Origin of the sequence: Microbacterium hibisci (assembly GCF_015278255.1) — a bacterium.
GTDB classification, from domain to species: domain Bacteria; phylum Actinomycetota; class Actinomycetes; order Actinomycetales; family Microbacteriaceae; genus Microbacterium; species Microbacterium hibisci.
In genome coordinates, this window is the sequence record NZ_JADIJC010000001.1 from 105,592 (window position 1) to 125,722 (window position 20,131).

The window sequence follows — 20,131 nt, forward strand, 5'->3', positions numbered from 1 at the left end:
ATGGCCGTCGTACAGGAGTTCGTATACCGGGCCGTCGACCCGCGTGGCGGATCGGTCGTCAAGGGCACCATCGAGGCCGCGAGCGAGTCGGCGGTCACCGGCAAGCTCAAGGCGCAGGGGCTGACGCCCCTCGAGGTCAACCTCAAGTCGAACACCGGGCTCAACCGCGACATCAAGCTGCCGGGCGCGACGAAGACCGTCTCGGCGCGCACGCTCGCGGTGTTCTCGCGGCAGATGGCGGGCCTCATCAACGCCGGCCTGCCGCTCATGCGGACGCTCGCGATCCTCATCGAGCAGACCGACGACAAGAGGCTGCAGCCCGCCCTCGTGCAGGTGCAGGCCGATGTCGAGTCGGGGTCGTCGTTCTCGGCGGCGCTGGCGCGGCATCCGCAGACCTTCCCGCCGCTGATGCTGTCGATCGTCAAGGTGGGTGAGGCGGGCGGCTTCCTCGGCAGCGCGCTCGGCTCGATCGCCGACAACTACCAGCGCGAGGCCGAGCTGCACAACAAGATCCGTGCGGCCGTCACCTACCCGGCGATCGTGCTCATCATCGCCATCATCGGCGTGCTCGTCATGGTGACGTTCGTGGTGCCGATCTTCGAGGGCATGTTCCGCGGGCTCGGCTCGGCGCTGCCGCTGCCGACCCAGATCCTGGTCACGATCTCGCAGAACATGTGGTGGATCATCCCGGCGATCATCCTCGTCGTGGTGGTGGTGCTGATCTGGTGGCGGGCCAACCGCCACACCGAGCAGTATCGACGCGTCGTCGACCCGATCAAGCTCAAGATGCCGGTGTTCGGCAAGCTCACCACGAAGATCGCAGTCGCGCGCTTCGCGCGGAACCTGTCGATGATGCTCAACGCCGGCGTGCCGATCATCCAGGCGCTCGCGATCGTGGGGCAGGCCTCGAACAACTGGAAGATCGAGCAGGCCGTGCGCGACGTGCAGGAGTCGATCCGCCAGGGCCGCTCGTTCGCGGCGCCGCTCGCGAAGGCCGATGTGTTCCCGGCGATGGTGCCGCAGATGGTGTCGGTCGGCGAGGAGTCGGGCACGCTCGTCGACATGCTCGCCTCGATCGCGGACTTCTACGAGGACGAGGTCGAGACGGCGACGTCACAGCTGTCGTCGACGATCGAGCCGATCCTCATCGTGGGGCTCGGCATCGTCATCGGCGGCATGGTGGTCTCGCTGTACCTGCCGATCTTCACGCTCTACGGGGAACTCGCACAGCAGGGGTGACGCGCGGGATGCTCAACGGCCGGTGCGCAGGGCGCCGGCCGTTGGGTGTGCCCGGGGTCGCGATCGTTGAGCGGAGGGCGCTCTGGCGCCCGCAGACGAAACGCGTCGGGGTTGCGGGGATGTTCGGGGCGTTCGTCTCGCTCGTTCCTCGCTCGCTCAACGGCCGGGGCTTGAGGTTGCGGGGATGTCCGGGGCGTTTCGTCTCGCTCGTTCCTCGCTCGCTCAACGGCCGGGGCTTGAGGTTGCGGGGATGTTCGGGGCGTTTCGTCTCGCTCGTTCCTCGCTCGCTCAACGGCCGGAGCCTGAGGTTGCGGGGATGTTCGGGGCGTTTCGTCTCGCTCGTTCCTCGCTCGCTCAACGGCCGGGGCTTGAGGTTCCGGGAGCGCCGGGGCGTTTCGTCTCGCTCGTTCCTCGCTCGATCAACGGCCGGGGCCTGAGGTTGCGGGGATGTTCGGGGCGTTTCGTCTCGCTCGTTCCTCGCTCGCTCAACGGCCGGGGCGGCTACACGGTGACGCGGAGCACCTCTTCGATCGTCGTGAGGCCCTGCGCCACCTTCGAGAAGCCGTCCTCGCGGAGCGAGATCATGCCCTGCGCCAGAGCCACCTGACGGATCTCGGTGCCGGTCGCACGGGTCACGACGAGCGACTCGATCTCGTCGCTCAGCGTCATGACCTCATGGAGTGCGACGCGCCCGCGGTATCCGGTCGAGCTGCAGGCGGGGCATCCGACCGCCTTGTAAAGCTGGGGGACGTCCGCCGGATCATGCGGGAAGCCCAGGGACGACAGCACCTCGCTCGTCTCGACGAGCGGCTCGCGGCAGCGCATGCAGAGGCGGCGCGCAAGGCGCTGGGCGATCACGGCCGACAGCGCCGTCGCGACGAGGAACGGCTCGCAGCCGATCTCGGTCAGACGCGTGAGCGCCGACGGCGCGTCGTTCGTGTGCAGCGTCGAGAGCACGAGGTGGCCCGTGAGCGCCGCCTCGATGGAGATGTTCGCGGTCTCTTGATCGCGGATCTCGCCGACGAGCACCACATCAGGGTCGGAGCGCAGGATCGAGCGCAGCGCGGTCGCGAACGTCAGGCCGGCGCGGTTGTTCACCTGTACTTGGTTGATGCCGCCGATGCGGTACTCGACCGGGTCCTCGACCGTGATGACGTTGATCTTCGGGTTCGCGATCGATCGAAGCGCGGTGTAGAGGGTCGTCGACTTGCCCGAGCCGGTGGGGCCGGTGGCGAGGATCATGCCGTGCGGCTTGATGATCGACTCGCGGAATCGACTCTCGTTGACGCCCGAGAACAGCAGGTCGCGCATCGACATCGTCTGGCCGGTGTTGTCGAGGATTCGCATGACGATCTTCTCGCCCCACACCGTCGGCAGCGTCGCCACGCGGAGGTCGACCGTGCGGTTCTCGTGCGTCACCGACAGGCGGCCGTCCTGCGGCTTGCGCTTCTCAGCGATGTCGATCGACGACATGATCTTGAGGCGCGAGATGATGCCGTCCTGAATGGCGCGGTCGGCCTTCTGCATCTCGTGCAGCACACCGTCGATGCGGAACCGCACCGTCAGCTGCTTCTCGCCAGGCTCGACGTGGATGTCGCTCGCACGGTCGTTGATCGCCTGCGCGATCAGCAGGTTGACGAAGCGCACGATCGGCGCCGCGTCGTCCTGCTCCTCGAGGCTCTCGGTGAACGCGGCCTGGTTGACCTCGCTCGACTCCTCGATCGACATCGACAGCTCGCTGAGCTCTTCATCGGAGCGCAGGAAGCGCTCGAACATCTGCGTCAGCGCGTCTTCGGCGACGACGACCGGCTCGACGAACAGGTCGGTGATGCTCGCGACGTCGTCGAGCGCGACGATGTCGGTCGGATCGATCACGCCGACCGTGAGGCGATCGCCACGACGATCGACCGGGATCAGGCTGTACTTGCGGCACAGGTTGCCCGGCACGAGCGCGATCACGTTCGGATCGAGAGTCGTGTTGGCCAGGTCGATGTAGCGGTGACCGGTGTGGAGCGCGATCGCCTCGGCGAGCTGCGCCTCCGTCACGAGCCGTGCGTTCACAAGCGCGCGCTGCAGCTCGGGACCGTCGCCCACCTCCGCCATCGCGGCGGACACATCGGCGGCTCGTACGGCTCCGGTGAGCACGAGCGTCTGTGCAAGACCTCTCACGGCAATTCCCCAATCCCCAGGCCCATACTATGCGCCGCGCGTCAAGCCTGGGTGGATGCCGTCGGCGCCTGGCTAGGGTGTGGTCATGGCGGACCTGATCGCGAAAGTGACCACGTGGGCACTCTCCCTCCGGCCGGTGCGGGTGTGGCTGCACTACGCCGAGCGCCGCGGACCGATGCTGTCCGACAGCGTCACGTACCGGGCGCTGTTCTCGGTGTTCGCCGGCGTGCTGCTGGGGTTCTCGTTCGCGGCGATCTGGCTGGCCGGCAACCCCGATGCGTGGCAGTCGCTGATCGCCGCGGTGGATGCCGCGATCCCGGGCCTCGTCGGAGAGAACGGCCTCGTCGACCCGTCCGACATCGAAGCGCCCGCCGGCCTGACCATCGCCGGCATCATCGCGCTCGTCGCCCTCCTCGGCGCAGCGATCGGCGCGATCGGATCGCTCCGGGTCGCCATCCGCACGCTCGCCGACAAGGTGCACGACGACGTCTTCTTCGTCTGGGTGCTGCTGCGCAACCTGCTCCTGGCCATCGCGATCGGCGGCGGCTTCGTCCTGACGGCCGGGGCGACGTTCGTCGGCACGTCGTTCGTCGGCGGCGTGCTGGACTGGCTCGGCATCAGCCAGGGCTGGTTCGCCGAGCTCGCCACCCGCAGTGTCTCGATCGTCGTGGTGTTCGCCCTCGACATGGCGGTCGTCGCACTGGCCTTCGTCTCGCTGAGCGGCGTGAAGGCGCACCCGCGCTCCCTGTGGTCCGGAGCGTTCATCGGTGCGCTCGGCCTCACCGTCCTGCAGCAGCTGTCGGGACTCTTCGTCGGCGGCGCCGGATCGAACCCGCTCCTCGCGTCGTTCGCGGCGCTCATCGCGCTGCTCCTGTGGCTCAACCTGTCGGCGCAGGTGATCCTGCTGGCGTCGACCTGGATCATCGTGTCGGAGCGCGAGCGCGTCGACCGCGTGCGCGAGCGGCACGGCTCGCCGACGTTCGCACTCCGACGCGTACGTCAGGCGGAGGATGCCGTGCGCGTAGCCACCGAAGAGCTCGAGCACGCCCGCGCCGACGCCGACAAAGAGCGGCGCGAGCAGGAGAAGAAGCGCGCCACCGACGAGAAGGCCGAGGCGGACAAGAAGGCCGAGGCAGACAACAAGGCCGATGCCCACGATACGAAGGTCAGCGCGTGACCGAGCGCGTCCCGACCTTCACCGCCGAGCAGGTGCGCGCCGCCGAGCGGCCGCTGCTCGATCAGGGCGTGCCGCTCATGCAGCGGGCGGCCGCGGCGCTGGCCGACGTCGTGAGCGAAGAGATCGACCGGCTTGACGGCTCCGCGTCGACGCACCGGCCGCTGGAGCCGATGCCGCAGGACCTGTCGGGCGTGATCCGTCCCCGCGTGCTCATCCTCGCCGGCGGCGGAGACAACGGCGGCGACGCCCTGTACGCCGCCTCGCGGCTCACCCGCATCGCCGACGTCGACGTGCTGCTCGTGGCCGACCGCTTCCACCAGGGCGCGTTCGCCGCCGCGATCGGTGCGGGCGCCCGGCGCATCGACCTCGTCGAAGTCAGCGATGTCGGCGCGGACTACGCGGTGGTCGTCGACGGCATCCTCGGCATCGGCGCCTCGCGCGAACCCGCTCTCCGCGGTGCCGCCCGCGAGGCCGTCACGGCACTGCTCGCCCTCGGTGAGGAGCGGGGACGGATGCCGCGCACCATCGCCGTCGACCTCCCCAGCGGTCTGCATCCCGACACCGGCGACGCCGACGACGTGGTGCTGCCGGCATCCGTCACCGTCACGTTCGGCGGGGTGAAGGCCGGACTCGCCGCGGGCCGCGGACCGGAACTGGCGGGCGAGGTCGTGCTCGTCGACATCGGACTCGGCGAGGCTCTGGGTGCCGTCGAGCCGGCGGGCGAGGCATCCGTCTCCCGCGTCGTCACGGCGCCGCAGGCGTAACGCGCCCGGCGGGCCGGAGGCGCGACCCGCTTCTACTCCTCGGAGTCGTCGGAGTCGTCGTCCTTGTTGCCGGGGAAGTCGGGGGAGTCCTTGTCGTGGCCGAAGGCGTTGCCCCGGCCGTTGTTGCCCGGGCCGTCCGCGTGCTTCTCGGCGTTCTTGCCGTTGCCGTCCCCGTTTCGCTTGCCGTTGTTGCCCGGGAAGTCGGGGGAGTCCTTGTCGTGGCCGAAGGCGTTGCCGCGCCCGTTGTTGCCGGGGCCGTCGTCGTCGGGTGCGACGACCGACGACGCGGGTACCAGCGGGGCCGGCGGAATGCCCGAGGCGACGCTCGGAACCAGAATGGCGGCGGCGGCGACGCCCGCGATCACGGCTCCGGTGATGAGCAGCTTCTTCGAAGGCATGTGGCACCTCTCTTCTCGGGCGGGGGAGGCAACCGGTGAGCGGAGCGTACCACCGCACGAGGGCCGTGCGAAGAGGCGCGGATCAGCGTGCGTAGCGCGTGACGAAGGTGCGCAGCATGCGGCTCGGGTGCGACACCGCCGCACGCCGCACGGCGGCGAGGGTGAGCTCGAGCTCGTCGGCCGCGAAGTACCCGTACCCGGCGTACGCGTGGATGCGCGTGGTGATGCCCTCGACGTCGAGTTCGGGGTGGAACTGCGTCGCGTACACGTTCTCGCCGACCCGGAACATCTGCACCGGGCACCCCGGTGACGAAGCCAGCAGCGTCGCCGAGGACGGCAGGTGCGAGATCGCCTCCTTGTGCCCGACGAACGCGTCGAACGTCGCCGGCATGCCATCGAGGAGGGGATCGGATGCCGCAGCCGCGGTCATCGTCACCGGTACGACGCTGATCGGCTCGGAGTGGGTGCGGTCGATCACGGCGCCCTGGTGCGCGCCCAGCGTGCCGATGCCGTAGCACGCGCCCAGGAACGGGAAGTCGCGCGCGACGACCTCGTCGAGAAGCGTCGCGAACTCCGCCTCGACCCGACGCTGAACCGTCGACTTCTTCTCGAGCGGGTCGGAGGCGTTGAAGGGTCCGCCGCCCACGAAGATGCCCGACAGCTCATCGAGGTCGAACCGCGGCATCGGCTCGGCCTCGAGCCGCACCCGGATGAGCTCCTCGGGCGACAGGCCGGTGTACCGCAGGAACAGCGCGTACTCCTCGTCGGCCGGGACGTCCTCGGCCCGGGTCGCGAGAAGGACGAACGGCTTCACCGCACCAGCCTACGTGCGCCGCTCGCCGTCGAGTGCGCGAGGCGCCCGCGGCCGCCGTTCTGCCCCCGGCCGTTGAGCGAGCGAGGAACGAGCGAGACGAAACGCCCCGGCGCTGTCGGCGACGTCGGGGCGTTTCGTCTGCGGGCGCTAGAGCGCCCTCCGCTCAACGACCGGCGGCTGGTGTTCTCCCCCCGGCCGTTGAGCGAGTGAGGAACGAGCGAGACGAAACGCCCCGGACCGACGGGCGACACCGACCCCGCGCCGACACGACGATGCCTCGCCCCTGCGCAGTGCGCCGGGACGAGGCATCCGTCATCCGATCTCAGCGGTCGGCGCTGAACGCGTGCGTCCAGGTCGACACCGCGCCCGCGTCCACCGCGAAGCCGGCCTTCGGCACAGCGGTCACGCGCACCTCGGAGCCGGCGGGCACCTTGACCAGCGGCTTCTCAGCCTTGACGCCGTTGACGTAGTAGTCGAACGACGGGTCGGGCGTGACGACCACGTGGTCGGACTGCGAGCCGCGCGGGTTCACGAACTTCGGCTCGCCCGGCGTCGCCGCCGTCGTGCGCACGGGCACGTTCGCGAAGTCCATGTCGCTCGCGAAGTAGTAGCTCGTGTACGACGGCTGGTTGTAGGTGGTGTTCTGGCGGGCCACCTCGGCGCGGTACTGCACGTCGTGCAGGAGCGTCGGCAGCTTGTGCGTCGTCACCTCGGTGCTGGTGAAGATGCGCAGGGCGGTCGAGTCCGCGGTCCGCACGAGCAGCTCCTCGCGCCAGTCGCCGAGCACGTCGGCCACGAGCGAGGGGTTGCCCTTCGTGCCGTTGTTCGTGCGCGTTCCGGTGGCGGTCAGCAGGCGTCCGTCGGTCCAGCTGTCGATCGACACGTTCTGGTCGCCGCTGCCGTTGACAATCTGCGTCGTGAGGTCGGCGGCCCAGCGAATGGACTGGTTCGTGCCGGGGATCGGCTTCTCGAGCAGGTCGCCGTCGGCGCTGTACAGACCGAGCGCATCCGAGCCGCCGGGCAGGCTCGCCCAGGCCTCGAGGCCGCGCACGTCGGGACGCACGTCGCCGATCATGCTGCGACCCGTGTCGCGTCCGGAGTACTTGCCGAACAGCACCTCGCCGGTGGCGGCATCCCGCATCGCCATCCCGTACGGCGCGTACGTGCCGCCCTCGTGAGCCGTGAAGATCTCGAGCCCCGGACGGTCGGGATCGATGTCGGTGACGTGCATCGCGTCGCCGTGGCCCAGCCGCACGTTGTCGCCCGGAGCCGCGCTGCCGGCGGGCAGCACGTCGAACGAGCTGTACAGCAGGCCGCCGTCGTCGTCGATGGTCGCCGCACCGTAGACGATCTCGTGCTTGCCGTCGCCGTCGACGTCGGCCGCGCTCAGCGAGTGGAAGCCCTGCGTGGTGATCGTGCCGTACACCGGGTCGGTGCCGTCGCGCCCGTGGGGTCCGTCGTTGAACGGGTTCGTCATCGGCACGTGGCCGCTGTCGACGAGCCAGCGCTTGCTGAGGTGCTCGCCGTCCCAGTCGTACGCCGCGATGGTCGAGCGCGTGTAATAGCCGCGCGCGAAGATCGCCGACGGGCGCGTGCCGTCGAGGTACGCGACGCCCGCGAGGAAGCGGTCGACGCGGTTGCCCGGCTCGATGCGCGCCATCGCGTAGTCGCCCCACAGCAGGCCGTCGTCATCGCGGCCCGGCTCGTAGCGGACGGTTTCGAGCTCTTCACCGGTCGCCGAGTCGAACACCGTCAGGTACTCCGGCCCGTCGACGATGAAGCCCTCGAAGTTGCGCAGCACGTTGCGGGCGCTGCGCGAGGGGGCGTAGGTGTCGATGAAGTAGTCGACGAGCTCCTGGGCGTCGGTCTGCGACAGCGGGTAGTCGTGGGCTACCGGGATGCCGAAGGCCTGCTCGAGCGTCGCCGGCCAGTTGCCCGCGACGACCTCGGGATGCTCGGTCCACCCCTGGAACATCTTCACGAGGTGGGCCTCGTAGTCCGCCGCGCTCATGCGGTAGTCCTCGGCGTGGGTGACGCCGGCCTCCACGTCTTCGGCGAGCAGCGAGATGTAGTCGGATGCCGCGACCGACCCGTCCGCGTTGTACTGCGTGGACTTCGTGCCCGGCGCCGTCTTGAGCATCGTCTCGGAGCGGCCGTCGCCGTCGAAGTCGTAGACCATGAACTGCGTGTAGTGCGCGCCGGCACGGATGTTGACACCGAGGTCGATGCGGTTGAGCAGCGTGCCGTCGAGCTCGTACGTGTCGATGTAGACCGGGCCGGTGTAGCCGACCTGCGAGACATCCTTCGAGTTGGAGGGATCCCACTTGACGACGAACTCGAGCGCGCCGTCGCCGTCGACGTCGGCGACGGACGCGTCGTTGGCCGAGTAGGTGTAGTCCTCGCCGCCCGGGTGGATGACGCCCGGCGGCGTCTTGCCGCCGGCCGGCTTCTGCAGCGGCAGGTCGTAGTAGCCCGCGCTCCAGGCGGAGACCGGCGCCGACTGCTCGCCGGTCACGTCGTGCCACGCCGGAGCGACCGTGTAGACGGATGCCGAAGACCCGGCCGGGTCGGCGTAGTTCGTGCTGTCGTCGACCGTGGCGATGCGCTCACCGTCGCGGAACACCGCGAACGACGGCCCGCTGACGCCGGTGTCGGTGGCAGGGCCCGCCTCGGTGGCCAGCAGCCGCCAGCTGAGGAACACGCCCTCGGCGGTCGAGACCGCGACCAGCCCGCGGTCGAGGGCTTCGAGCTGCGCGCCCGCGGGCGTGGCGTCGTCGGCCAGCGCAGGTTGCGCGAGGCCCAGGGTGAGGGCGCAAGCGGCCGTGCCGGCCACCAGCGCGCGGACAGAGGTTCTCCCGAGACTCATCTTCGAATCGCTCTCCCGGATCGAGGCCCGCGTGGGGATGCGGGCCGTGCATCGTTGCAAACGTGGGGAATACGTTTTCCGGAGCGACGATAGACGACCGGTTCTCCGAGGTCAATGGATCAGTCGGTGAGATTGGAACGATTTAATGTGCGATCTGCCGGCACAACATCGGAAGGTTCTCGCGACACGCCGCGTTGCGGCATCCGCATCCGGCGCGTCGCGACCTTCTTCCGATTCTGTGTAGGGACTCTCCCGTGGTTCCTGCCCATCGCCCGGCAGCCCGCGCTGATCCACAGATGTCTCGACGGCGCGAAGGGCCGTGCCTGGTCCTCGGCAGCATGGGCCGGATGTGCACATCAGCTTCCCCGGCCGTCGTGACGTTCGCGGAGCTGCGGGCGTCGGGGCTCACCCGAGCGGCCATCGCGTCGTCGCTGCAGCGCGGTGAGCTCCGGTCGCTGCGGCGAGGAGTCTACGAGCGCCTCGGTTGCTGCCCCGAGGCCACAGCCGCGGCGGCGCACGGCGGTTCGCTCGCGTGCGTGACGGCGGCAGAACACCTGGGCCTCTGGGTCGCTGCGCACGACGGAGGGCTGCACATCGGACTCCGTCGGAACGGGCGGGCCTATCCGCACGGCGAATGCGCGTGCGTTCCCCATTGGAACGATGACGACGCGAAGGCGAGCGCCTTCGGCCTGCCGTCTGTGCGACTGGTGCTGCGGCAGATCCTCAGGTGCCAGGGGCTGGAAGCCTTCTTCGTCGCGCTGGAGTCGGCGCTTCGCAAGCGCCGTCTGTCGAGGGCCGACATCGCCTGGCTCCGCGACTACACGAATCCGGCCGCGCGGGACGCGGTCGCGTTCGCCCGCACGGATGCCGACAGCGGCCTCGAATCATTGTTGCGCTGGCGGCTGCGCCGACACGGGCTCTCGGTGCGCACGCAGCAGTCGATCGTGTCGGTGGGTCGCGTGGACTTCGTCATCGGCCGGCGGCTGATCGTCGAAGTCGACGGCGCGCCGAACCACGACGGCGAGTCGCACCGGCACAGGGATCTCGTCCGCGACGCCCACGCGGCCGCGTGGGGGTTCGTGACGCTCCGCTTCGACTACGCGCTCGTCGTGCACGACTGGGAGACAGTCGAGCTGGCGATCCTCGGCCACGTCGACCGCGGACTGCACCTGTGAACCGCATCCGGCGTCGCGCCGCGTGCACAGAATCGGAACTTTCGGCCGACACGCCGGTCCGCGGCATCCGCATCCGGCGTGTCGCGGGATTCTTCCGATTCTGTGCTCGGGATGAGATGACGGATGCCGCGACCCGGCGCAGTGCGCGGGTCGCGGCATCCGTCGTCTGAAAGCTCAGGAAGCGAAGGTCACGAGGCCCAGCTCCACCGGAGACACGAGCTGGGGGTGAGCGGGCCGCACGCGCACGGTGTAGCCGAACGTGCCGGTGAACGTGAGGGGCAGCGTGCCCGTGAACGTGCGCACGCCGTCGGGACCGTCGCCGGCGAGCGAGAGGCGGTACACCGAGTGGTCGCGAGCGAGCGCGTCGTCCTCGTCGGTGCGGCCGTAGAGCAGCTCCACCGCGACGTCGTCGGATGACAGCCCGTCGAGACGCACGTCGGCGCGCACCTCGAGCACGTCGCCCGCCTGCGCCTGCTGCGGGATGCCCGAGCTGTCGACGCTCGCGACCGACACGCGACTCCACGCGCCGGTGACCCGGCTCACGAACGCGGCGAGTCCCCGCGCCTGCGCGAACCCGTCGGCGCGCAGCGCGACGTCGTGCGCCGCCGCCGGCACGTAGAGGCGCTCGACGTAGTCGCGCACCATGCGGTCGCTCGTCGCCTTCTTGCCGAGCTCGGTCATGGTGTGGCGCACCATGCCGAGCCACGCGGTCGGGATGCCGCCCTCGCGGTCGTAGAACTTCGGCACCAGCTGGTGCTCGATGAGGTCGTACAGCGCCGCGGCCTCGGCGTCGTCGCGCTCCTCGTCGTTCGCGGCGGTGTCGGCCGTCGGGATCGCCCAGCCGTTCTGACCGTCGAACCACTCGTCCCACCAGCCGTCGAGGATCGACAGGTTCAGCGCGCCGTTGAGCGCCGCCTTCATGCCGCTCGTGCCGCACGCCTCGAGCGGGCGCAGCGGGTTGTTGAGCCACACGTCGCAGCCGGGGTACAGATCCTTCGCGAGCGTGATGTCGTAGTCCGGCAGGAAGACGATGCGCCCGCGCACCTTCGGGTCGCGGCTGAACCGCACGAGCTGCTGGATGAGGATCTTGCCCGAGTCGTCGGCCGGGTGCGACTTGCCGCCGATCACGATCTGCACCGGACGCTCCGGGTCGGTGAGCAGGCGCGTGAGCCGTTCGGGGTCGCGCAGCATGAGCGTCAGGCGCTTGTACGTCGGCACGCGGCGCGCGAAGCCGATCGTGAGCACTTCGGGGTCGAGCAGGTCCTCGACCCACGAGGGCGTGCGGCCGCTGCCGTTGACGTCGACGGATGCCGCGACCCGCCGCCTCGCCTCGGCGACGAGCTCGCCCTTCATCTGCTGGCGGACGCCCCAGAGCTCGGCATCCGTCACGATCGACCGATCGGTCCAGTCGTGCGTGTCGGTGTGGGCGTCGCCCCAGGCCCGCTCGCTCACGGCCTTGAGAGCCGGGTGCACCCACGTCGGCGCGTGCACGCCGTTCGTGATCGAGGTGATCGGCACCTCGTCGGTGTCGACACCGGGCCACAGCATGCCGAACATGCCGCGGCTGACCTCGCCGTGGAGCACCGAGACGCCGTTCGCGTGCTGCCCGAGGTGCAGGCCGAGCACCGCCATGTTGAAGACGCCCTGGTCGCCGCCCGGGAAGGTCTCGAGGCCGAGGCTGATCGCCCGGCCCGCGTCGAGGCCCTGGAACAGACCGCTGGTCAAGAAGTCGGCGATGAGGTCGCGCGAGAAGCGGTCGATCCCGGCCGGGACCGGGGTGTGGGTCGTGAACACCGTGCCCGCCCGTACCTGGGCGAGGGCCTCGTCGAAGCTCAGGTGATCTTGCGTGATGAGCTCCGACATCCGCTCGAGGCCCTGGAAGCCCGCGTGGCCTTCGTTGGTGTGGTACACGTCGGGGGCCGGGCGACCCGACAGCTCCGACCAGGCGCGCACCGCGCGCACGCCGCCGACGCCGAGGAGCAGCTCCTGCAGGAGCCGGTGCTCGCCGCCGCCGCCGTAGAGGCGGTCGGTCACACGGCGCATGTCGTCGGAGTTCGACGGCGTCTCGGAGTCGAGCAGCAGCAGCGGCACGCGGCCGATGTCGGCGACCCAGACACGCGCGTGCAGCCGACGGTCGCCGGGAAGATCCAGCGCGATCTCGACGGGAGCGCCCTCGCGGTCGCGCAGCAGCGTCAGGCCCAGGCCGTACGGGTCGAGCAGCGGGTAGCTCTCGCGCTGCCAGCCGTCGTCGCCGATCGACTGCCGGAAGTAGCCGGCGCGATAGAACAGCCCGACGCCGGTGAGCGGCACGCCCAGGTCGGACGCGCTCTTGAGGTGGTCGCCCGCGAGGATGCCGAGACCGCCGGAGTACTGGGGGAGCGAACCGTCCACGCCGAACTCGGGGGAGAAGTAGGCGATGTGGACGGGCTTGTCGCCCTCGAGGCGCTGGAACCAGCGGTCGCCCTCGAGATACGCGGTGAGGCGCTCGTCCTCTTCACGGACGCGGGCGACGAACTCCTCGTCGCGGGCGAGCTCGTCGAGCCGCTCTTGACCGAGCGCGCCGAGCATGCGGGCGGGGTTGGCGCCGATCTCGTCCCACAGCGCGGGGTGCATCGAGGCGAAGAGGGAGTGCGTCGCGCGGCTCCACGACCAGCGCCAGTTCGAGGCGAGGCGGTCGAGCGGTGCGAGGGATTCGGCGAGGACGGGGCGGACGGTGAATGTGCGGATGGCCTTCACGCACGCGATTCTAGGGGGAGAAGCTGGAAGCGCTTGCACCGTCGCAGGCGGCCCTTCGCCGTTCGAATCGCGCACCTTGCAGAAGTCGGCCGCCCCGAACTGCAAAGTGCGCGATTCGAAAGCGGAGGACGGGGGCGGCGGATGCCACGACTCGCAGTGAACCGCAAGGGCGCTGGTGGTGTCGTGCGCGGGGTCTACGCTGGGGCCATGGCCATCGCACGACTGCACGGAGGGCCGCTCGACGGCCAGCTCCTCCCTCTGGAAGACCCCGACCTCGACCGCATGATCGTTCCCTACAGCGAGACGCAGGTGGTCTACGAGCGCCGCGGCGACCTCGGCCGCACCGGCGAGAACGACGGACCCACCGAGGCCGAGTTCTGGTTCCTCGAGGCCGAGGATGAGATCGACCCCGACAGCGACCACCCCCGTGAGCGCCGCTGATCAGTCCGGCGCCGAGCCGACGGGGGCGACGCACTCCGTCGAGATCGAGCTGAAGTTCGACGTCGACGACGTCACGCCGCTGCCGGACTGGACGACCCTTCCGGGGGTCGCCTCCGTGGGCGAGCCCGAGCCCCGCGAACTCGACGCGCTGTATCTCGACAGCGACGATCTCGCGCTGGCGCACGCCGGCTACGCGGTGCGCCGCCGCACCGGCGGGCCCGACGAGGGGTGGCACATCAAAGGACCCCGCGGGGCAGACGGCGGCCGGGTCGAGCAGCACTGGCCGCTCGGCACCGAGGAAGAGATTCCGGATGCCGTGGCCCAGGCGGTCTCGTCGGTCGCAGCGGTGCGGCATCTGGCGCCGATCGCCCGCATCCGCAACAGCCGCACGGCGTACGCCCTGCTCGACGCCGCGGGAGGAGTGGTCGCCGAGTTCGTCGACGATCGCGTCACCGCGACCGACGAGCGCGCGGGCGTGGAGCGCACGTGGCGGGAGTGGGAGTTCGAGCTCGCCGCCGCCGCCCCCGCCTCGGCCGACGAGCGCCGGGCGCTCTTCGCCGCCGCCGAGAAGGCGGTGCGCAGGGCCGGCGGTCGGACCGCGGCATCCGATTCGAAGCTCGCCCGCACCCTCGGACAGTGAAGTCGCGCGCGAGCCCGACGCGTTTCGTCTCGCTTCGCTCGCTCAACGGCCGCGTGGAACGCCCGGGGTTCCGGAGACGCTAGGGGCGTTTCGTCTCGCTTCGCTCGCTCAACGGCCGAATCGCCGCCCGTTGAGCGAGCGAGAAACGAGCGAGATGAAACGCCCCGGACCTTCGAGGGGGTCCGGGGCGTTTTCGCTGCGGTCAGCGGATCACAGGTTGATCATGTGGCCGGCGAGGCCGTGGAACGCCTCCTGCACGGCCTCCGACAGCGTCGGGTGCGTGTGGACGTTGCGCGCCGCCTCGAGGGCGGTGAGGTCCCACTTCTGCGCGAGCGTGAGCTCGGGCAGCAGCTCCGAGACGTCGGGGCCGATGAGGTGGCCGCCGAGCAGCTCGAGGTGCTCGCCGTCGGCGATGAGCTTGACGAAGCCGATGGGCTCGCCCAGGCCGTTGGCCTTGCCGTTCGCCGAGAACGGGAACTTCGCGACCTTGACGTCGTAGCCGGCGTCGCGCGCCTGCTGCTCGGTCAGACCGAACGAGGCGACCTGCGGCGAGCAGAACGTCGCGCGCGGCATCATGCGGTAGTCGCCGAGCGTCATGGTCTCGGCCTTGCCGATGGTCTCGGCCGCGACCACACCCTGCGCCTCGGCCACGTGGGCCAGCTGCAGCTTCGCCGTTACGTCGCCGATCGCGTAGATGTGCGGCACGTTGGTGCGCATGTAGTCGTCGATGTCGATCGCACCGCGATCGGTGAGCTTGACGCCGGTGTTCTCCAGGCCGAAGCCCTCGACGTTCGCGGCGAAGCCGATCGACATCATGACCTTGTCGGCGTCGATCGAGCCGGCGGTGCCGTCCTTGGCGGTGTACGTGACGGTGACCTTGTCGCCGTGGTCGGTGACCGTCTCGACCTTGGTCGAGGTGAGGATGTCGACGCCGTAGTTCTTGTACTGGCGCGCGATCTCCTTCGAGACGTCCGCGTCCTCGTTGGGGAGGGCCCGGTCGAGGAACTCGATGATCGTGACCTTCACGCCGTAGTTCGCCATCACGAAGCCGAACTCCATGCCGATCGCGCCGGCGCCGACGATGACGATCGACTGGGGCAGGTCGCGGGCGAGGATCTGCTCCTCATACGTCACGATGTTGCCGCCGATCTGCACGCCGGGCAGCAGGCGCACCTTCGAACCGGTCGAGATGATGGCGTTGTCGAACGTGACGCGCTCGGTCGTGCCGTCGGACTTCGCGACGTCGATCGTGTTCGCGTCGACGAACGAGCCGCGGCCCTCGTACTCGTCGACCTTGTTCTTCTTCATCAGGTAGTGGATGCCCTTGACGTGCGTCTCGGCCACCTTGCGGCTGCGGTCCCACGCGACGCCGAAGTCGAAGTGCACGTCACCCGAGATGCCGAACAGCTCGGCCTTGTGGTGGAACTGGTGCGCGAGGTCGGCGTTCTTGAGCAGAGCCTTGGAGGGGATGCAGCCGACGTTCAGGCAGACACCGCCCCAGTACTTCTCTTCGATGATCGCGACCTTGAGGCCGAGCTGAGAAGCACGGACGGCCGCGACGTACCCGCCGGGCCCCGCGCCGAGGATGGCGACGTCGTAGTGAGGCATGCTTCCAGCCTAGTGGTCGGCCGGAGGCTCGGAGCCGGGCCGCGGGGCGCCCGGGGCGGGGCTCGAGGGGTCGCCGGCAAGCGCCTTCTCGCGCCGCGAGCGCGACACCAGGAGGTAGACGACGGCGCCGACCACGCCGAGCCCGATGATGCCGAAGACCACCCACGGCCACACGGCTCCGGACGCCGTGTCCGCGGAGTCCGAGGGCACGCTGTCGGTCACGGTGGGCGTCGGCTCCGGCGAGGCCGTCTCGGTGGGCGCTGCCGTCTCGGTCGGAGTCGGCGTCGAGGTCTCGGTGGGCGTCGGCGCGGGCGCGCCTTCGACCGTGAACGAGAACTCGCCCGAGATGGGGTGCCCATCGCTCGAGACGACCTTCCACAGCACCTTGACGGCACCGGATGCCTCACCCGCGAGCGGCTGGGTCAGCACATTGTCGCGGACGGTCGGCGTGCCGCCGGTGAGCGCGGTGCCCCCGGCATCCGTCACCTCCACGACCGAGGCGCCCTCGTCGTCGGCGATCTCGCCGCTGAAGGTCAGCGTCAGCTGCGCGGGAAGCGACGCCGCCGTGCTGCCGGCCGCGGGGTCGCTGCCGATCAGCTCGTCGTGCGCGTGGGCCGGCGCCGACCACGCCAAGAGACCGGCGAGTGCCAGCAGGAAGGCGGCGACGAGCGCGAGTGCGCGGAGCGGGCGGGCGAGGCGGGTTCCGAGTGCTTCCACCCGATCGAGCCTAACCGCTATGTTTCAACCACCCTGCGGCCGCGGCACTGGTTACACCCTGTTCACAGAGCGGCCCCGGGGGGAAACAAAGCACTGCCACGCTTGCCCCGAGCCCCGGCCCCCAGCCAGGGCTCGCGTCCGCACGACGGACGATTCAAGGACGAAAGGGAGCCATGAGGCTACAGCGCACCATCGCGGTCATCGCCGGATTCGCCATCGCCGCCGGATCGCTCACCAGCGGAGCCGCCTTCGCGGCCACCCCGCCCGACGCACCCCCCGCGGACGCGGGCGGGCGCGGGCCGGAGCGGGATCCGGACGCTCCCGGGACGCCGTCCTTCTCCGACCTGGTCAAGCGGGCGAAGACGGATCGGGCGGCGAAGGCCACCGACGGCGCCATCGAGATGCCGGCGTCCTACCCGTTCCAGCCCTCGCTCACCGTCTTTCCCGCCGACCCGAACGACGCGACGCAGCTCAACGACACGATCGCCTTCTCTGAGCTCGCGCCGCGCCTGAACGCGCTGATGGGCGCGAGCGACCGCGTCTCGACGCAGGTCGTGGGCCAGTCGACGAACGGCCGGGACCTCTACCTGGTCACCGTGACCGCCCCCGAGAAGCGCGGTGAGACGACCCAGCAGACCAAGTGGCGCGAGGAGATCCGCAACGCTCCCGAGAAGGCGGCGGCCGACCGGCAGCTCGCGGATCGGTACAAGACGCCGATCTGGATCAGCTCCAACATCCACGGAAACGAGTGGGAGGGCACCGACGCGGCGATGCAGCTGATCGAAGACCTCGCGGCGTCGCAGGATCCCGCGACGGTCGCGATGCTCGAGCAGCACCGCCTCTACTTCTCGCTGACGCTCAACCCCGACGGGCGCACGGTCGCGACGCGCGCCACCGCGCTGTCGCTCGACGGCAACCGCGACATGGTCACGCTGACCACGCCCGAGGCGCGATCGTTCGTGGCCACCGCGCAGGCGCTGCAGCCGCTCTACGCGGCGGACTTCCACGGCTATACCAGCGTGCTGCAGGTGGAGCCGTGCGGACCGCCGCACGGCGAGAACTACGAGTACGACCTCTTCCTGCCGCACGGCTACGCCGCGGCGCTGCAGGTGGAGGCCGACGTCGTCGCCGCCGAGATCCCCGGCAACCGCTACTACAACACCGCCACGGGCGGCACGACGACGACGAACACCGGCAACATCAAGATCCCGTACCGCGACACGCCGTCGGGATGGGACGACTATCCGCCGATCTTCACCGCGCAGTACGCCGCGTACAACGGCGCGGTCACCGCCACGGTCGAGCTGCCGCTCGGCCGCACCGGCCCGACCACGACGCCCGCGAACGCCGCCATCAACACCGCCGTCGCCAAGACGACGATGGAGTCGATGCTGCGCTACGTCGCCGCCAACGACGCCGCCATGCTCGCCGACCAGATCGAGGTGTTCCGCCGCGGCCTCGCCGGTGAGCCGAAGGCCGCGCTCACGGTCGACGGGGTGGCCGCGGTCGCCGGCCCGGATCAGTGGAAGCCGCTCTGGGATGTCGTCGACGACCAGGATCCGGTCCAGCTGCCGCGCGCGTACGTCATCCCGCTGGGCGACGCGCAGCGATCGGGATCGGACGCCGAGGCGCTCGTCGACGCGCTGCTGTTCCACGGCATCGCGGTGGGCCGGCTGGCCAACGACACGACCGTCGGGGCGGTGACCTACCCCGCCGGGTCTTTCGTGGTCGACATGCATCAGCCCCGCCGCGGACTCGCGAACGCCCTGCTCGATCTCGGCACCGACATCTCGGCCAAGGTGCCGTCGATGTACGACATCTCGGCGTGGAGCCTCGCCTACCTGTGGGGCGCCACCGTCGACAAGGTCGGCGCCACGACCGACGCGCCGATCGGCGCGGTGGTGCCGCTTCACCGCGTGCCGCAGGACGGCGTGCTGCCGAAGAAGGCCCCCTACGTCGCGTTCGATGTCGCGGGCGTCGAGGACTACCGCGCCCTGAACGCGCTGCTGGCCGCCGACGCTCCGGTGTGGCTGCTCGACGACGGCCGCGCGGTGGTCGGTCCCGAGGGACTGGGAGCCGCGGCGGACGCGGTCGTCGCGTACGACATCCCGTTCGAGGCGGCCTCGCCCGGCGACGTCGCGGCGCTCGACGCCGCCACCGAGCTCGAGCAGCTCACCATCGCCGTCGCGGGGACGCAGGACGATGTGCTCTCGCTCGCCGAGCTCGGCTTCACCGAGGTCGTGCCCGTCACGGCCGCGGGAGTGCAGGCAGGCGCCGCCACCGGCACGACGGGTCTCGAGGGCGCGGACGTGCTCTGGGTCGGCTCCTCGTTCTCGCTCGCCGCAGGTTCCGCGGGCCGCACGTACGTCCAGCAGTGGGTGGACGCGGGCGGATCCATCGTCGGACGCACCAACCAGGCGTACTCCGCGGCATCGACGTACGGTCTGGTGTCGGCGAGCATCGTGGCCGGCAACAACTCGGGCAACGGCATCGTGGATGTCGACACGCCCGAGGGGTCGCTGTTCTCGGCGCACCCGCAGGACGCATCGTTCATCTACCCGGCGTACTGGTTCACGAACCTGGGTGCCGGCACGGCAGCGGAGCTCCGGTACGCCGCCGACCCGCTCCTCGCCGGGCACTGGCGCGCGAGCGGCGCCGGCACGAACGGTCCCGCCGCGGCTGCCGGGCAGGCAGCGGTCATCTCGGGAGAGGCGGCATCCGGCGCGCGTGCCGTGGTGTTCGGCACCTCTCCGTTCTTCCGCACACACCCGAAGGGGGCGATGAGCCAAGCCGCGAACGCCATCTTCTGGGCGGCTGACGGCGACTGACCCCGACGACGGCCCCCGTCCCGTTTCGCTCGCGTTACGGGACGGGGGCCCGTTCATGTCACCTCTTCGATCCGCGGGCGGTGAGGTCTAGCATGGCCGCAGGCGGGCCCCCTGCCCGTCGTTCCCCACAGCGGAAGGATGCGGCCGATGGACCAGATGATGATGGGCGCCATGTCGAAAGACATGATGAGCATGCCCGGCATGGAGACCATGGACATGTCGGTCATGCAGGCCTGTATGGACGCCTGCTCGGCCTGCGAGCAGGCATGCACGGTGTGCTCCACGCAGATGATGTCGTGCGCGCCCGCGTGCATGAACTGCGCGGACATGTGCAACACGATGATGCGCGCCATGATGCGCATGCAGGGCATGAACCCCGCCACCATGATGTCGATGCTCGACGCGTGCATCGCGATGTGCCAGCTCTGCATGGACGAGTGCATGGAGCACGCCGACCACAGCGAGGTCTGCAAGATGTGCGCTCAGGCATGCAAGGCGTGCATGGACGCCTGCATGGCCATGAAGGACATGATGATGGCGATGAGCTGAGGCTCGTCGC

Annotated in this window: 15 protein-coding genes; 8 read left to right on the plus strand and 7 right to left on the minus strand. The window is 70.0% G+C overall.

Annotated features, from left to right (window positions below; translation table 11 throughout):
- Positions 1-1,239: a type II secretion system F family protein gene (locus IM770_RS00515; RefSeq protein WP_203579196.1), complete on the plus strand. Its 1,239-nt coding sequence runs from the start codon at positions 1-3 to the stop codon at positions 1,237-1,239.
- 501 nt (positions 1,240-1,740) lie between these two features.
- Here IM770_RS00515 and IM770_RS00520 read toward each other — a convergent pair.
- Positions 1,741-3,408 (minus strand): GspE/PulE family protein, encoded by a 1,668-nt coding sequence (locus tag IM770_RS00520; protein WP_203579197.1) that lies wholly within the window; start codon positions 3,406-3,408, stop codon positions 1,741-1,743.
- A gap of 85 nt (positions 3,409-3,493) precedes the next feature.
- Between IM770_RS00520 and IM770_RS00525 the strand changes: the two genes are divergently transcribed.
- Together IM770_RS00525 and IM770_RS00530 are read left to right on the plus strand one after the other, a co-directional pair.
- Complete coding sequence (locus IM770_RS00525) at positions 3,494-4,585, plus strand: YihY/virulence factor BrkB family protein (RefSeq protein ID WP_203579198.1); 1,092 nt, start codon at positions 3,494-3,496, stop codon at positions 4,583-4,585.
- Positions 4,582-5,349 carry an NAD(P)H-hydrate epimerase gene (locus IM770_RS00530; protein ID WP_307785325.1) on the plus strand — a complete coding sequence of 256 codons (768 nt, stop codon included), beginning with the start codon at positions 4,582-4,584 and terminating at the stop codon, positions 5,347-5,349. The genes IM770_RS00525 and IM770_RS00530 overlap by 4 nt, the downstream gene beginning before the upstream one ends.
- Positions 5,350-5,381: 32 nt before the next feature.
- Here the strand turns inward: IM770_RS00530 and IM770_RS00535 are convergent, their stop codons facing one another.
- The 3 genes from IM770_RS00535 to IM770_RS00545 form a co-directional block, all read right to left on the minus strand.
- Entirely contained in the window at positions 5,382-5,747 is a 366-nt protein-coding gene (locus tag IM770_RS00535; RefSeq protein ID WP_203579199.1) for a hypothetical protein, read from the minus strand.
- 82 nt (positions 5,748-5,829) lie between these two features.
- Positions 5,830-6,561, minus strand: coding sequence for a glutamine amidotransferase (locus tag IM770_RS00540; protein ID WP_203579200.1), 732 nt, complete (start codon positions 6,559-6,561; stop codon positions 5,830-5,832).
- A gap of 322 nt (positions 6,562-6,883) precedes the next feature.
- A complete protein-coding gene (locus IM770_RS00545) occupies positions 6,884-9,427 on the minus strand; it encodes a rhamnogalacturonan lyase (RefSeq protein ID WP_203579201.1) in 2,544 nt (847 codons plus the stop codon).
- 347 nt (positions 9,428-9,774) lie between these two features.
- On the opposite strand from IM770_RS00545, the gene IM770_RS00550 reads away from it, so the two are divergent.
- Positions 9,775-10,602: a type IV toxin-antitoxin system AbiEi family antitoxin domain-containing protein gene (locus IM770_RS00550; protein ID WP_203579202.1), complete on the plus strand. Its 828-nt coding sequence runs from the start codon at positions 9,775-9,777 to the stop codon at positions 10,600-10,602.
- Positions 10,603-10,776: 174 nt separating this feature from the next.
- Here IM770_RS00550 and glgP read toward each other — a convergent pair whose 3' ends face one another.
- The gene (gene glgP, locus IM770_RS00555) at positions 10,777-13,338 is read right to left on the minus strand and encodes an alpha-glucan family phosphorylase (protein ID WP_203579203.1); all 2,562 of its coding nucleotides are present in this window, start codon (positions 13,336-13,338) and stop codon (positions 10,777-10,779) included.
- Between the two features lie 207 nt (positions 13,339-13,545).
- On the opposite strand from glgP, the gene IM770_RS00560 reads away from it, so the two are divergent.
- Both IM770_RS00560 and IM770_RS00565 read left to right on the plus strand, forming a co-directional pair.
- Positions 13,546-13,779: a response regulator gene (locus IM770_RS00560; protein WP_203579204.1), complete on the plus strand. Its 234-nt coding sequence runs from the start codon at positions 13,546-13,548 to the stop codon at positions 13,777-13,779.
- Positions 13,766-14,419, plus strand: a complete 654-nt coding sequence (locus tag IM770_RS00565; protein ID WP_307785326.1) for a CYTH domain-containing protein — start codon at positions 13,766-13,768, stop codon at positions 14,417-14,419. Before IM770_RS00560 ends, IM770_RS00565 begins: the two co-directional genes overlap by 14 nt.
- 210 nt (positions 14,420-14,629) lie before the next feature.
- On the opposite strand, the gene lpdA is transcribed toward IM770_RS00565, so the two are convergent.
- Both lpdA and IM770_RS00575 read right to left on the minus strand, forming a co-directional pair.
- Positions 14,630-16,027 carry a dihydrolipoyl dehydrogenase gene (gene lpdA, locus IM770_RS00570; protein ID WP_203579206.1) on the minus strand — a complete coding sequence of 466 codons (1,398 nt, stop codon included), beginning with the start codon at positions 16,025-16,027 and terminating at the stop codon, positions 14,630-14,632.
- Between the two features lie 9 nt (positions 16,028-16,036).
- On the minus strand, positions 16,037-16,744 hold the full coding sequence (locus IM770_RS00575) for a copper resistance CopC family protein (protein WP_203579207.1): 708 nt from the start codon (positions 16,742-16,744) through the stop codon (positions 16,037-16,039).
- Between the two features lie 173 nt (positions 16,745-16,917).
- Between IM770_RS00575 and IM770_RS00580 the strand changes: the two genes are divergently transcribed.
- Positions 16,918-19,572: a M14 family zinc carboxypeptidase gene (locus tag IM770_RS00580; RefSeq protein ID WP_203579208.1), complete on the plus strand. Its 2,655-nt coding sequence runs from the start codon at positions 16,918-16,920 to the stop codon at positions 19,570-19,572.
- 147 nt (positions 19,573-19,719) lie between these two features.
- Positions 19,720-20,121: a four-helix bundle copper-binding protein gene (locus IM770_RS00585; protein WP_203579209.1), complete on the plus strand. Its 402-nt coding sequence runs from the start codon at positions 19,720-19,722 to the stop codon at positions 20,119-20,121.
- Positions 20,122-20,131: the final 10 nt, after the last annotated feature.